This is a genomic window from Aquabacterium sp. UBA2148, assembly GCF_002328915.1.
Classification (GTDB): Bacteria; Pseudomonadota; Gammaproteobacteria; order Burkholderiales; family Burkholderiaceae_C; genus Aquabacterium; species Aquabacterium parvum.
This window is the reverse complement of sequence record NZ_DCXA01000277.1, coordinates 1-14,430: the sequence shown is the minus strand read 5'-3', so window position 1 is coordinate 14,430 and position 14,430 is coordinate 1. Positions and strand designations below refer to the sequence as shown.

General features: G+C 65.4%; 13 protein-coding genes. 10 read left to right on the top strand and 3 right to left on the bottom strand.

Features of this window, described 5'->3' with window-relative positions:
• A partial coding sequence (locus B2W70_RS15590) for a sigma-54 interaction domain-containing protein (protein WP_286747043.1) occupies positions 1-1,363 on the top strand: 1,363 nt, incomplete at its 5' end.
• Between the two features lie 37 nt (positions 1,364-1,400).
• Here the strand turns inward: B2W70_RS15590 and B2W70_RS15585 are convergent.
• On the bottom strand, positions 1,401-2,060 hold the full coding sequence (locus B2W70_RS15585; protein ID WP_286747041.1) for a PEP-CTERM sorting domain-containing protein: 660 nt from the start codon (positions 2,058-2,060) through the stop codon (positions 1,401-1,403).
• A gap of 210 nt (positions 2,061-2,270) precedes the next feature.
• On the opposite strand from B2W70_RS15585, the gene B2W70_RS15580 reads away from it, so the two are divergent.
• Positions 2,271-4,190, top strand: a complete 1,920-nt coding sequence (locus B2W70_RS15580; RefSeq protein WP_286747039.1) for a B12-binding domain-containing radical SAM protein — start codon at positions 2,271-2,273, stop codon at positions 4,188-4,190.
• Positions 4,191-4,226: 36 nt separating this feature from the next.
• Here the strand turns inward: B2W70_RS15580 and B2W70_RS15575 are convergent, their stop codons facing one another.
• Positions 4,227-5,246: an HpcH/HpaI aldolase/citrate lyase family protein gene (locus B2W70_RS15575; protein WP_286747037.1), complete on the bottom strand. Its 1,020-nt coding sequence runs from the start codon at positions 5,244-5,246 to the stop codon at positions 4,227-4,229.
• A gap of 228 nt (positions 5,247-5,474) precedes the next feature.
• Between B2W70_RS15575 and B2W70_RS15570 the strand changes: the two genes are divergently transcribed.
• Positions 5,475-7,019, top strand: coding sequence for a methyl-accepting chemotaxis protein (locus B2W70_RS15570; protein ID WP_286747035.1), 1,545 nt, complete (start codon positions 5,475-5,477; stop codon positions 7,017-7,019).
• 122 nt (positions 7,020-7,141) lie between these two features.
• On the opposite strand, the gene B2W70_RS15565 is transcribed toward B2W70_RS15570, so the two are convergent.
• Entirely contained in the window at positions 7,142-8,128 is a 987-nt protein-coding gene (locus tag B2W70_RS15565; RefSeq protein WP_137841378.1) for a malate dehydrogenase, read from the bottom strand.
• Between the two features lie 264 nt (positions 8,129-8,392).
• Between B2W70_RS15565 and B2W70_RS15560 the strand changes: the two genes are divergently transcribed.
• From B2W70_RS15560 to gltA, 7 genes are all read left to right on the top strand, one after another.
• Complete coding sequence (locus tag B2W70_RS15560) at positions 8,393-9,199, top strand: GntR family transcriptional regulator (protein ID WP_286747034.1); 807 nt, start codon at positions 8,393-8,395, stop codon at positions 9,197-9,199.
• Between the two features lie 143 nt (positions 9,200-9,342).
• Positions 9,343-9,762 carry a succinate dehydrogenase, cytochrome b556 subunit gene (gene sdhC / locus B2W70_RS15555; protein ID WP_058087866.1) on the top strand — a complete coding sequence of 140 codons (420 nt, stop codon included), beginning with the start codon at positions 9,343-9,345 and terminating at the stop codon, positions 9,760-9,762.
• Positions 9,763-9,815: 53 nt separating this feature from the next.
• A complete protein-coding gene (sdhD, locus tag B2W70_RS15550) occupies positions 9,816-10,181 on the top strand; it encodes a succinate dehydrogenase, hydrophobic membrane anchor protein (protein ID WP_058087865.1) in 366 nt (121 codons plus the stop codon).
• Between the two features lie 3 nt (positions 10,182-10,184).
• The gene (gene sdhA / locus B2W70_RS15545; protein ID WP_058087864.1) at positions 10,185-11,963 is read left to right on the top strand and encodes a succinate dehydrogenase flavoprotein subunit; all 1,779 of its coding nucleotides are present in this window, start codon (positions 10,185-10,187) and stop codon (positions 11,961-11,963) included.
• Between the two features lie 31 nt (positions 11,964-11,994).
• Positions 11,995-12,705, top strand: a complete 711-nt coding sequence (locus tag B2W70_RS15540) for a succinate dehydrogenase iron-sulfur subunit (protein WP_286747031.1) — start codon at positions 11,995-11,997, stop codon at positions 12,703-12,705.
• A 27-nt stretch (positions 12,706-12,732) separates the two neighbouring features.
• Complete coding sequence (locus tag B2W70_RS15535) at positions 12,733-13,026, top strand: succinate dehydrogenase assembly factor 2 (RefSeq protein WP_286747029.1); 294 nt, start codon at positions 12,733-12,735, stop codon at positions 13,024-13,026.
• Between the two features lie 138 nt (positions 13,027-13,164).
• Positions 13,165-14,430, top strand: a 1,266-nt coding sequence (gltA, locus tag B2W70_RS15530; protein WP_286747027.1) for a citrate synthase, incomplete at its 3' end; no start/stop codon positions are given.

The following is a 14,430-nucleotide window of genomic DNA, read 5'->3' as shown; positions in this document are numbered from 1 at the left end:
GGTCAGCGATGGCGTCATCGCCGTGGACCAGGGCGAGCGCATCCTGACGCTCAACCCACGCATGGCTCAGTGGCTGGGTGTGGCGCCCACCGACTGGATCGGGCAGGTGCTCGGGCGCGTCTGCCCGGAGCTGAGCCTGCAGAACACCTTGCGCCTGGGGCAGCCGGAGCTCGAGTCGATCGAGCGCGTCAAGGGCAAGGCGCTGATCGTCAGCCGCCAGCCCATCCTCGAGCAAGGGGTGCTGACCGGCGCGGTGCTCACGGCGCAGGACCCGATCTCCATCCAGCGGGTCGACCGGCACATCCGCGCACGCATCCAGCCGCACCAGGCGGCTCGATCGCGCTACGAGCTGTCGGGCTTCGTCGGGCGCAGTGCCGCTGCCCAGCGCGTGCAGGCCCTGGCCGAGCGCTGCGCGCAAAGCCCGGCCACCGTGCTGCTGCTGGGCGAGAGCGGCACCGGCAAGGAGCTGGTGGCGCAAGGCATTCACCGCGCCAGCGATCGCCGTGACATGCCCTTTGTCGCCGTCAACTGCGCAGCCATGAGCGAGGCGCTGCTCGAAAGCGAGCTGTTCGGGTACGAAGAAGGGGCCTTCACCGGTGCACGCCGGGGTGGCAAGGTCGGGCTGTTCGAGGCGGCGCACCGGGGCACCATCTTCCTCGACGAGATCGGTGAGATGCCGCTGCCCCTGCAGACCCGCTTGCTGCGCGTCTTGCAGGAGCGAGAGGTGCTGCGCGTGGGGGCCACCGAGCCCGTGCCCGTTCAGCTGCGCGTGATCGCCGCCACGCACCGGGATCTGGCTGAGCGCGTGGCGCAAGGCACGTTCCGACTCGACCTCTACTACCGGCTCAACATCCTGCGGATCGAGGTGCCCGCCTTGCGCGAGCGCCTCGAAGACCTGCCCGAGATCGTGCAGGCCCTGCTGCAGCGCCAACTCGTTCGCCTGAGTGCCGCGGGCGCGCCCGCTCAGCGCTCGGTGTGGCTGCAGCGCGGGCAGGCGATGTCGCCCCTGCTCGCAGCCCTGTTGCAGCAGGCCCCGAGTCACCCGTGGCCGGGCAATGTGCGCGAGCTCGACAACGTGGTCGAGCGCTTGCTGGCTTGCGTGGCAGACGAGGACCTGCGTGGGCTGCAGACGCCGCAGCAGGCTCGGGACATGCTGCGCAGCCTGGCTCCCGAGCTGTTTGCCTCAGGGGGGGCGCACCAGCCAATCGGCGCCATGGGCATGAGCATGGGCGCGGGCTCGATGCCGGGCGAGAGGTCTCGCATCGAAGCCGTGCTGGCTGCCTGCGCCGGCGACCGCGCGCAAGCCGCGCGTCAACTGGGCATCAGCCGCACGACTTTGTGGCGCAAACTCAAAGGGCCCTGAAGAGGGCCCTGGGTGAGGTGGTGCGCGAGGAGGGCGCTCAGCCCTGGCGCCGACGCATCGCACCCACGGCCGCCACGCCCATGGCCAGCAGCAACCAGCTCGAGGGCTCGGGCACCGCCGGGGTCACGCCGCCTGCCGTCACCGAGATGCCGTCGATGCCCAGGTAGGCCTTGTCTGCTTGGGCCAGGCGGAAGGAAAGCAGCTGAGATGCCGAAGTGGCCACGAAGGTCAGCGACTGGGTGGCCCAGCTCGAAGACAGGCTCAGCGTCGCACCTTGGCCGATGCTGGCGCCGTCGAGCGCCACGCCGATCGCGTTGCTGCCCAGGTAGGAGTCGACCGAGTTGTTGATCCCGAAGTTGGCGGCCTGCCAGCTCACGGTGTAGGTCTGTCCGATGCTCAGACCGCTGAGGGTCTGGCCGAAACTCTCGAAGTAACTGCCGTTGGCGCCCAGGCCCACCCAGGTGCCGCCATCGGGCGAATCGGTGGGCGCCACGCCAAAGGAAAGCCAGCCCGACACCCCGACGTTGCTCGTCGGGTCCATCGTGTCGGGCGTGCCTGCCAGCACCGTCCAGCCGGTTGGCACATCCATGTTGGCGATGCTGCCGTTGAGTGAGCCGTTGACGACCAGCGATTCGGCGCGGGCGGTGAAGGCTGCGAGCAGCAGGACAGACAGGGTGGCGATGCGGATGGGTTTCATGGTGCGCTTGTTACAACATGTACAACGGTTTGGATCCTAGGCGTTCGGGTTGCTGAGCGGGGCACCGTCACCCCCCGCCAACAGGGGGCGAGTGCCGTCATTTCCGCCATGCACGTGATGGATTCACGGCGCGGGCAACACACCTTCACGAAGCGCCGCCTGAACCCTGGCTGGCACAATCTCGCCACCCCAGCCCCCAACCTCGCCTGCATGACGCAAGAGTCCCTTCGCGTGTTGTCGCTCATCCCGCCGATGACGCAGCTCAACACGCCTTACCCGTCCACCGCTTACCTCACCGGGTTCCTGCGGTCGCAAGGCGTGCAGGCGCAGCAGGAAGACCTGGCGCTGGCGCTGGTGCTGCGACTGCTCTCTCGCGAGGGCCTGTCTCGGGTCAGGGCCGTGGCCGACGCCATGCCGGCGAAAGCCCGCAGCGCTGCCGTGGCCTCGTTCGTGGATCAGGCCGACGCCTACCTCGCCACCATCGGCCGCGTCATCGCCTTCCTGCAAGGCACGGACGCCACGCTGGCCCACCGCATCGCCGGCCGAGGCTACCTGCCCGAAGGACCGCGCTTCGCCTCGCTGGAGGCTTACGCTGGCGCGCTGGCCGACGACGACGGCGGCGACCCACTGGCCTGGGCCTTTGGCGCCTTGGGGCTGCAGGACCGCGCACGGCACATCGCCACGCTCTACCTCAACGACCTGGCCGACGTGCTGCGTGATGCGGTTGATGCGCGCTTCGAGTTCGTGCGCTACGCCGAGCAGATCGCCATGAGCCAGCCCAGCTTCGAGCCGCTGGCGGCCGCGCTGGCTGCGCCGCTCAACCTGATCGACACCACGCTGACCGAGCTGACGCTCGACGCCATCGCTCGCCACCGACCCACGGTGGTGCTGCTGTCGGCGCCATTCCCCGGCAACGTCTACGCAGCCTTTCGCATCGCCCAGGCCATCAAGGCCCATCATCCCGGTGTCGTCACCGTGCTGGGTGGCGGCTTCGTCAACACCGAGCTGCGCGAGCTGGCCGAGCCCCGCGTCTTCGACTTCTTCGACTTCGTCACGCTCGACGCGGGTGAGCGCCCCTTGTTGGCCTTGCTCGAACACGTGCAGGGCCGCCGCAGCCGCGAGCGCCTGGTGCGCACCTTCGTGCGCGATGACGCGGGTGTCGTCAAGCTCGGGAAGTGGCAGGAGCCCGACGTGCCCTTCAACGACGTCGGCACGCCCACCTGGGACGGCCTGCCGCTGAACAGCTACCTGTCGCTGCTGGACATGCTCAACCCCATGAACCGGCTGTGGTCCGACGGGCGCTGGAACAAGCTCACCGTGGCCCACGGCTGCTACTGGAAGAAGTGCAGCTTCTGCGACGTCAGCCTGGACTACATCTCGCGCTACGAGGCGGCGTCGGCCACCGTGCTGGTCGATCGCATCGAGGCCATCGTCGCCGAGACGGGGCAGACAGGCTTTCACTTTGTGGACGAGGCCGCGCCCCCGAAGGTGCTGCGAGCCCTGGCCGAAGAGCTGCTGCGCCGCGGCGTGCAGATCAGCTGGTGGGGCAACGTGCGCTTTGAAAAAACCTTCACGCCCGAGCTGTGCCAGCTGCTGGCCGACAGCGGCTGCATCGCCATATCGGGTGGCCTGGAGGTGGCCTCTGATCGCCTGCTGCAATTGATGAAGAAGGGCGTGTCCGTCGAGCAGGTCGCGCGCGTGACGCGGGCGTTCGCCGACGCCGGCATCATGGTGCACGCCTACCTGATGTATGGCTTCCCAACGCAAACCGTGCAGGACACGGTCGACGCGCTGGAGTACGTGCGCCAGCTCTTCGAGCAGGGCTGCATTCACTCTGGCTTCTTCCACCGCTTTGCCTGCACGGTGCACTCGCCCGTGGGGCTGAATCCGGCCGAGTACGGCATCGAGCTCATGCCCTTGCCCGAGGGCAGTTTTGCCCGCAACGACGTCGGCTTCACCGACCCGACGGGTGTGGATCACGACCGCCTCGGCCTGGCGCTCAAGAAGGCCATCTACAACTTCATGCACGGCTTCCTGCTGGAGCAGGACGTGCGCGCCTGGTTTGACGTGCGCGTGCCCCGCCCGACGGTGCCCAGGCACTTCATCGAGCGCGCACTGGCGCGGCACTGAACGAGGGCTGCCCCTCGGGCCAGCGCACTCGCTCGATCAGAGTCCGCCGAAGAATCGTTCCTCCACCTCCGCCGGCAGCGGCTGCCCGGTCACCCAGGCGCGCTCCAGCACGTACCAGTGGTGACGGTAACTCGCGCGGTCGTGCAGCACCCCGTGGTGAGAGATGGGTGCCCAGTGCTCGGCCTGGGCCGCCAGCAAGATTTCCACCGCGTCATCGACCTCGGCCACCACGGGCGTGAACGCATCCAGGATCACCGGGATCTGGGCTGGGTGGATGCTCCACATGCGCGTGTAGGCCAACTCGCGTGCGGCCTTGGTGGCCGCCTTGAGCAGCGCCCGCGTGTCCTTGAACTCCGTGACCACGCCATGCGAAGGCGTGATGCGCGCCGCGTGACACGCAGCCGAGATCTCGACCTTGGCGCGCAGCACCAGCGGGTGTGCGAACTGTCCTTCGGCACCCATGGCCGATGCCGGGATCGCCCCGCGGTGCTCCGAAACGAAATCCATCAGCCCGAAGGACAGCGACTCGAAGCCCGGCAGCCGCGCGATGCTCGCGACCTCCTGCACCCCCCGGTGGGTTTCGATCAGCCCGTGGACTGGCAGCGCGCGCGTGACACCGTGGCGTTCGCGCGCCGACTGGATGGCGTGCAGCACGCGGCCGGCGTCCACCTCACCGTCGATCTTGGGCACCATGATGTAGGCCAGTCGCTCGCCGACCCGGCGCACCAGGGTGTCCACGTCCTCCTCGAAATGCCGGTGACGCAGGTCGTGCACCCGCACGCCCACCCGTCCATGCGCATTCAAGGGGCTGTTGATGAGGCCGCAGACCAGGTCGAGCTGCTCGGCTTCACCGCCCACCGGCGCGCCGTCCTCCAGGTCCAGCGTCACGTCGAAGACCGCGCGCCCTGAGTCCTGTGCCATGTCGGCCTGCAGCTTCAGGCTTTTGAGCATGCGCTCCTCCACGCCCGCGTAGTGATCGCAAACGGGCAAGGCGGCCGGGTGCGGCTCGGTGCCAAAGAGGGCTTGGCGAGGGTGGATGGACGTCAGTGTGGACATGTGGTGTGGGCGCGGGTGAGGTCTGGCGGGGGGGCAGGGTGCTTTGATCGGCTTGTCCGTGATGAAAGTCACGCCAGGCGCCATCTTGGTGCGTGCTTGCCATCATGTGAAGCCGCCTGACTGCCGAAAGTTTACGCAGTTGCGTGCGGTCTTGGTTGATCGGATGCAACCCCGATCCGGATCAGGTTCTCCCTCGCCGGTCGGCGACACACGCGACTGGACGAACCGATGAGACTCAACGACTTGAAACTGGGCTCCCGACTCGGCCTGGGCTTTGGCCTGGTGCTGCTGCTGGCGGCTTTGATTTCCCTGGTGGGATGGCTCCGACTGGGCAGCACGCTGGATGGCATCGAGCGCACCCACGATGCGACCGAGCGCGCCAACAGCGCTCAGCGTTGGGAAGCCCTGACCCTGTTGAACGTCAACCGCACCCTGGCGATCGCCAAATCGGGTGGTCACGCCGACGTCAAAGCCCACTACGCGCCGCTCATCAAGGCCACCTCGGCCGAGATCAGCGAACTGCAAAAAGGACTGGAAGCGGCCATCAGCGACGACGCCGAGCGCGCCCAGTTCCAGGAAATCGCCGATCACCGCAAGGTCTACATCGCCTCTCGCGACAACATCTTCGGCTTGCTCGATCTTGACGATCCGGGCGCCAAGGAGGCCCTCAACGGGCAATTGATGCCCGCAGCCGAGCGCTACCTGGCAGCCATCCACGCGTTTCAGGTTCACCAGCGCGAGGTCGCCGAAGCCACCAACCAGGCCATCACCGCCGCAGCGCAACAGGCACGCCTGATCCTGATGGTGCTGGGCGCGGCCTGCCTGGTCACCGGTGCGATTTTCGCCTGGCGCATCACCCGCTCCGTGACCCGCCCCCTGTCGGCGGCTGCGCAAGCCACCCGCATCATCGCCTCGGGAGACCTGACCCAGAAGGTCGAGGCCCATGGCCACGACGAGGTGGCCGACATGGTCGGCAGCCTGCACGAGATGCAGGAGTCGCTGCGCCGCATCGTCCATGAAATCCACGTCTGCACCGACGGCATTGCGACGGCCAGCAACGAAGTCGCTGCTGGCAGCATGGACCTGTCGGGCCGCACCGAGCAGGCCGCCTCCAGCCTGGAAGAAACCGCCTCTTCCATGGAGCAGATTTCCGGCACCATCCGCCAAACCGCCGACTCGGCCCGCATGGCCACGCAGTTGGCCCAAAGCGCCGTGAGCGCCGCCACGCAAGGTGGTCAGGTTGTCTCGCAAGTGATGACGACGATGCAGGCCATCACCGACAGCTCCAAGCGCATCGCAGACATCATCGCTGTCATCGACGGCATTGCCTTTCAGACCAACATCCTGGCCTTGAATGCCGCCGTGGAAGCCGCTCGCGCGGGCGAACAGGGCCGGGGCTTCGCGGTGGTGGCCGCAGAAGTGCGGGCGCTGGCCCAGCGCGTGGCCGAAGCAGCCAGAGAGGTGCGCACGCTCATCAGCACCTCGGTCGAGCAGGTCTCGTCCGGCTCGGCCCTGGTCCAGGATGCGGGCACCTCGATGAGCGCCATCGTCGAGTCGGTTCAGCGCGTCAACGACATCATCGACGAGATCTCGACCGCCGCTTCCGAGCAGTCCGATGGCATCTCGCAGGTCAACCTCGCTGTCACCAACATGGACCAGATGACCCAGCAGAACGCGGCCTTGGTCGAAGAGTCGGCCGCTGCAGCCGAAAGCCTCAAGGACCAGTCCAGCCGGCTCACGCAGGTCATCTCCGTTTTGCGCATCGCAGGTTGAACGGGCAGGGCAGGGGCGCGAAGGCCCTGGCATGCTCCCATGAAAAAAGCCGACCGGCCTGGGGCCCGTCGGCTTTTGTCTTGCTGGGGTGAAAGGGCCAGGCCCCTTCACCGATCAGCGCATCACAGCAGGTGCTTGACGCCGTCTTGTTCGCCTTGCAGCTCGGCCAGGGTCTTGTTGATGCACTCTTGCGAGAAGGCATCGATCTCCAGGCCTTCGACGATCTTGTACTCGCCGTTGTTGGTGATCACGGGGAAACCGAACACGATGCCGGCGGGGATGCCGTATTCGCCGTTCGAGGGCACGCCCATGGTGACCCATTCGCCGTTGGAGCCCAGGGCCCAGTCACGGATGTGGTCGATGGCGGCGTTGGCAGCCGAAGCGGCCGACGACAGGCCGCGAGCGGCGATGATGGCGGCGCCACGCTTGCCCACGGTGGGCAGGAAGGTGTCGGCGTTCCAGACCTGGTCGTTGACCAGGTCCTTGATCGACTTGCCGTTGGTGGTGGCGAAGCGGTAGTCGGCGTACATGGTGGGCGAGTGGTTGCCCCACACGGTCAGCTTCTTGATGTCGCCAACCTTGGTGCCGGTCTTGGCGGCCAGTTGCGAAGCGGCGCGGTTGTGGTCCAGGCGCAGCATGGCGGTGAAGTTCTTGGCCGGCAGGTCCGGGGCCGACTTCATGGCGATGTAGGCATTGGTGTTGGCGGGGTTGCCGACGACCAGCACCTTGACGTTGCGCGAAGCGACAGCGTTCAGTGCCTTGCCTTGGGCCGTGAAGATCTGGGCGTTGGCGGCCAGCAGGTCGGCGCGCTCCATGCCGGGGCCACGGGGACGAGCACCCACCAGCAGGGCGTAGTCGGTGTCCTTGAAGGCTTGCAGCGGGTCGCTGTGGGCTTCGATGCCGGCCAGCAGCGGGAAGGCGCAGTCTTCCAGTTCCATGATCACGCCCTTCAGGGCGTTCTGGGCCTTCTCATCGGGGATTTCCAGCAGTTGCAGGATGACAGGCTGATCCTTGCCCAGCATTTCGCCCGAGGCGATGCGGAACAGGAGGGCGTAACCGATTTGGCCAGCGGCGCCGGTGACGGCGACGCGAACGGGGGCTTTGCTCATGGCAACTCCGATGTGAGAGAAGGGGGTAAAAGGAAGACCGCAAGTGTAGCGTCGCGCGGCAGTCTAGGGACAAGCGCGAGCGGCGTCAATGATCTTCTGTCTTATATAAGACATCTTTCATTCGATCATGGACTTTGACTTGCAGATGTGGTGCAATGGCGCCCGTTCGAGCGAGCCTGACCCGGGCGCGGCTCGGCCAAGCTTGAGCTTGATCCACCCGATCACTCTGACACAACAAGACACGCTGTGGTGACCCCTCCGCCCATGACCGCCGCCTCGCAGACGCCGCCCGCCGGCTCGGGCGCACCTGTCTCGGCGACCCCCGCAGCCGCGAGCCCTGCGCTGAACGCCCCATCGTTCAGTCCGCTCTACCAGCAGATCAAAACCCTGATTCTGCGCAGCCTGCAAGGCGGCGAGTGGCGCCCCGGCGAGGCCATTCCCTCCGAAATCGACCTGGCCGCCCGCTTCAAGGTCAGCCAGGGCACCGTGCGCAAGGCCGTTGACGAACTCGCGGCCGAAAACCTGCTGGTGCGCCGCCAGGGCAAGGGCACGTTCGTGGCCACCCACGCCGAAGAGCAGGTCCAGTACCGCTTCCTGCGCCTGGCCTCCGAGCCTGCCACCGCAGCCCAAGGCTCCACCCACCGCGAATTCCTCGATTGCCGTCGCATGCCTGCGCCCGCAGACGTGGCCGCTGTGCTGCAGCTGCGCCCCGAAGATTCGGTGGTCGAGGTGCGACGCGTGCTGCACTTCTCGGGTCAGCCCGTGGTGCTGGACGACATCTGGTTGCCTGCGCCCCTTTTCAAGGGCCTGACCGCCGAGCGCCTGAGCGAGTACCGTGGCCCGATGTACGGCCTGTTTGAATCCGAATTCGGCGTGCGCATGATCCGCGCCGAAGAAAAAATCCGCGCCGTCTCGGCGGACGAGGGCGTGGCCGCCTTGCTGAAAGTGGCGCCTGGCACCCCGTTGCTGAGCGTCGAGCGCCTGGCCTTCACCTATGGTGATCAGCCGGTCGAGTTGCGCCGCGGCCTGTACCGAACCGACCGGCACTACTACCGCAACGAACTGAGTTAGTGCCTGATTCCCCAGTTTTCGCCGCTGCCGCGGCTTGTCTCAAAGATGTCGACGGCAGGGGTGAGATACCGGGCTTGGTGATTGCCCTAAAATCGCCGGCTTATTTCGACAGTTTTTTGACGCTCGGCAGGAGCCCACACAACATGGCAGACAACGCGAAAACCCCACGCCCCGTCTATCGGAACATCCACGTCACGGACATCGTCTCGTACCGCCTGCCTCCGGCTGGCATCGTGTCGATCCTGCACCGCATCAGCGGCGCCGTCATGTTCCTGCTGATGCCCTTCATCATCTGGATGTTCGACAACAGCGTCACCTCGGAAATCTCGTACGACGAGTTCACCTCGGTGTTCGCCGGCGACTTCGGCTGGTTCTTCAAGCTGATCGCCCTGGGTCTGATCTGGGCCTACCTGCACCACTTCGTCTCCGGCGTTCGCCACCTGATCATGGACGCCACCCACCGCGTCACCAAGGAGCAGGGCAAGTCGTCGGCCATCGTGACCCTGGTGCTGGGTTTCGGCCTGACCGCCGTGCTGGGCCTCAAGCTCTTCGGCCTGTTCTGACCGCTGACAGCCGCCCCACCGCCTGATCCCCGCCCTTCCTCAGGAAAACAACCATGTCCCAAAACTACGGTACCAAGCGCATCGTCACGGGTGCGCACTACGGCCTGCGTGACTGGCTTGCCCAGCGCGTCACCGCCGTGCTGATGGCCCTGTTCACCATCGCTTTGCTCGTCCAGGTCATCTTCTGCGTGGACACCCTCGACTACTACAGCTGGTCCGGCATCTTCGCCCAGCAGTGGATGAAGACCCTGACCTTCGTGGTCATCGTCTCGATGCTGTACCACACCTGGGTCGGCATCCGTGACATCTGGATGGACTACATCAAGCCCGTTGGCGTGCGCCTGTCCCTGCAGGTGTTCACCATCGTCTGGCTGGTCGGCTGCGCCGGCTGGGCCATCCAAGTGCTCTGGAGACTGTAAGAAATGACTGCCATCGCTAACTCCCTCCCCACCCGCAAGTTCGACGTCGTCATCGTCGGTGCCGGCGGCTCCGGCATGCGCGCTTCGCTGCAGCTTTCCCTGGCTGGCCTGAACGTCGCTGTCCTCTCCAAGGTCTTCCCGACCCGCTCGCACACCGTGGCTGCCCAAGGGGGCATCGGTGCCTCGCTGGGCAACATGTCCGAAGACAACTGGCACTATCACTTCTTCGACACCGTCAAGGGCTCCGACTGGCTCGGCGACCAGGACGCCATCGAATTCATGTGCCGCGAAGCCCCGAAGGTCGTGTACGAACTCGAACACTTCGGCATGCCCTTCGACCGCAACCCCGACGGCACCATCTACCAGCGTCCGTTCGGCGGCCACACCGCCAACTACGGTGAAAAGCCCGTGCAACGCGCGTGCGCTGCGGCTGACCGCACCGGCCACGCCCTGCTGCACACGCTGTACCAGCAAAACGTCAAGGCCCGCACCCAGTTCTTCGTGGAATGGATGGCCCTGGACATCATCCGCGACGCCGACGGTGACGCCGTGGGCGTGACCGCCCTGGAGATGGAAACCGGCGACGTGCACGTGCTGCACGCCAAGACGGTGCTGTTCGCCACCGGTGGCGCCGGCCGCATCTACCAGGCTTCCACCAACGCCTTCATCAACACCGGCGACGGCCTGGGCATGGCGGCTCGCGCCGGCATCCCGCTGGAAGACATGGAGTTCTGGCAGTTCCACCCCACCGGCGTGGCCGGCGCGGGCGTGCTGCTGACCGAAGGCTGCCGTGGCGAAGGCGCGATCCTGCGCAACAGCAACGGCGAGCGCTTCATGGAACGCTACGCCCCCACCCTGAAGGACCTGGCCCCGCGTGACTTCGTGTCCCGCTCGATGGACCAGGAAATCAAGGAAGGCCGTGGCTGCGGTCCCAACAAGGACTACGTCCTGCTGGACATGACCCACCTCGGCGCCGAGACCATCATGAAGCGCCTGCCTTCGGTGTTCGAGATCGGCCACAACTTCGCCAACGTCGACATCACCAAGGAGCCGATCCCCGTGGTGCCGACCATCCACTACCAGATGGGTGGCATCCCGACCAACGTGTACGGCCAGGTGGTCGTGCCCAAGAACGGCAAGCACAACGACATCATCAACGGCCTGTACGCCGTGGGCGAGTGCTCCTGCGTGTCGGTGCACGGCGCCAACCGCCTGGGCACCAACTCGCTGCTGGACCTGGTCGTGTTCGGCCGCGCCGCAGGCAACCACATCGTCGAGACCAACCTCAAGACGAAGAACCACAAGCCGCTGCCCAAGGACGCCGCCGACTACACCTTGTCGCGCCTGGCTCGCCTCGATTCGGCCAAGAACGGCGAGTACTCGCAAGACGTGGCCAACGAGATCCGCGCCACCATGCAGAAGCACGCCGGTGTGTTCCGCACCCAGAAGTCCATGGACGAAGGCGTGCAGCGCATCGCCGCCGTGCGCGAGCGCGTCAAGGCCATCGGCCTGAAGGACAACTCCAAGGTCTTCAACACCGCCCGCATCGAAGCGCTGGAAGTCGACAACCTGATCGAAGCCGCACAAGCCACCATGGTGGCCGCTGCAGCCCGTCCGGAGAGCCGTGGTGCCCACGCCCACGACGACTTCCCCAACCGCGACGACGCCAACTGGATGAAGCACTCGCTGTGGTACTCCGAAGGCAGCCGCCTGGACTACAAGCCCGTGAACCTGACGCCGCTGACCGTCGAGTCCGTGCCGCCCAAGGTCCGCACCTTCTGATTTCGTAGCGCCCCACACCTAGGAATCGAACATGAGCACTCAAAAGCGCACCTTCCAGATCTATCGCTACGACCCCGACAAGGACGCCAAGCCCTACATGCAGACCATCGAGATCGAACTCGACGGCAACGAACGCATGCTGCTGGACGCCCTGGTCAAGCTCAAGGCGGTCGACCCGACCCTGTCTTTCCGCCGCTCCTGCCGCGAAGGCGTCTGCGGTTCGGACGCCATGAACATCAACGGCAAGAACGGCCTGGCCTGCCTGACCAACATGCGCACCCTGCCGGGTACCGTGGTGCTCAAGCCCCTGCCTGGCCTGCCCGTGGTCCGCGACCTGATCGTGGACATGACGCAGTTCTTCAAGCAGTACAACTCGATCAAGCCTTACCTCGTCAACGACACGCCGCCGCCCGAAAAAGAGCGCCTGCAGTCGCCTGAAGAGCGCGAAGAGCTCGACGGCCTGTACGAGTGCATCCTGTGCGCCAGCTGCTCGACCAGCTGCCCCAGCTTCTGGTGGAACCCCGACAAGTTCGTCGGTCCCGCCGGCCTGCTGCAGGCCTACCGCTTCATCGCCGACAGCCGCGACGAAGCCACGGCCGACCGCCTGGACAACCTGGAAGACCCGTACCGCCTGTTCCGCTGCCACTCCATCATGAACTGCGTGGACGTGTGCCCCAAGGGCCTCAACCCCACGAAGGCCATTGGCAAGATCAAGGAACTGATGGTCAAGCGCGCCGTCTGATCCCAATCCTGAAACCTGCTTGCGTCCATGACCGACACCACCTTGCCTGATGCCAACGCCACGCCCGACGAGGACGTGCTGCGGCGTCTTCGCTGGCGGTGTCGCCGTGGGCTGCTCGAGAACGACATCTTCATCGATCGGTTTTTCGAGCAGCACGGAGCGAGCCTGACCAATTCGCTGGTACAGGGCTTGCTTGAATTGATGGACCTGTCTGACAATGATTTGCTGGATCTGCTGCTGGCCCGCAAGGAGCCGGAGGGCGAGCTGGACAACGCCGAAGTCAGGCGCGTGCTGTCTCTGATGAGGGTGTCTCCGGCTTGATGTTCTGTCGCCTGCGCCACCCGATGCGTGATGGTGCGGTGCAACTTCGGACCATAATGGCGACCTCGGGTTGTCACCAGTCTGGCCGCCCTCGACCCACAACGATTTTTCCCAAAAGACCGACCCCTAGGAGTGCTCATGACACCGTCCGACGTGAAAGCCACCCTGTCGTTTTCTGACGGCAGCCCCAGCATGGACTTGCCCATCTACAAGGGCTCCATCGGCCCGGATGTGATTGACATCCGCAAGCTGTACGCCCAGAGCGGCAAGTTCACCTACGACCCTGGCTTCCTGTCGACCGCGTCGTGCAACTCGAAGATCACCTACATCGACGGTGACAAGGGCGAGCTGCTGTATCGCGGCTACCCCATCGAGCAGTTGGCCACCAACTGCGACTTCCTGGAAACCTGCTACCTGCTGCTCAACGGCGAACTGCCGAACGCATCGCAGAAGGATGAATTCGTCAACCGCGTGACCAACCACACGATGGTCAACGAGCAGATGCAGTTCTTCCTGCGCGGCTTCCGCCGTGACGCCCACCCGATGGCCGTCATGACGGGCCTCGTGGGTGCCCTGTCGGCCTTCTATCACGACAGCACCGACATCAACAACCCCGAGCACCGCAAGATCGCCGCGATCCGTTTGATCGCCAAGATGCCCACGCTCGTGGCGATGGCCTACAAGTACTCGATCGGTCAGCCGTTCATCTACCCGAAGAACAACCTGTCCTACACCGAGAACTTCATGCACATGATGTTCGCGACGCCGTGCGAAGACTACAAGGTCAACGACGTGCTGGTGCGCGCCATGGACCGCATCTTCATCCTGCACGCCGACCACGAGCAGAACGCCTCGACCTCGACGGTTCGCCTGTGCGGCTCGTCCGGCACCAACCCGTTCGCCGCCATCGCCGCTGGCGTGGCCTGCCTGTGGGGCCCCGCTCACGGTGGCGCCAACGAAGCTGCCCTGAACATGCTGGAAGAAATCCAGAAGAAGGGTGGCGTCGAGAAGATCGGTGAGTTCATCGCCGAGGTCAAGGACAAGAACTCGGCCACCAAGCTGATGGGCTTCGGTCACCGCGTCTACAAGAACTACGACCCGCGCGCCAAGCTGATGCGCGAAACCTGCCACGAAGTGCTGACCGAGCTGGGCCTGGAAAACGATCCGATGTTCAAGCTGGCCATGGCGCTCGAGAAGATCGCCCTGGAAGACGAATACTTCGTCGCCCGCAAGCTGTACCCGAACGTCGACTTCTACTCCGGCATCGTGCAGCGCGCCATCGGCATCCCCGTGCAGCTGTTCACCGCGATCTTCGCGCTGGCCCGCACTGTCGGCTGGATCGCCCAGCTCGACGAAATGATTGGCGATCCCGAGTACAAGATCGGCCGTCCCCGTCAGCTGTTC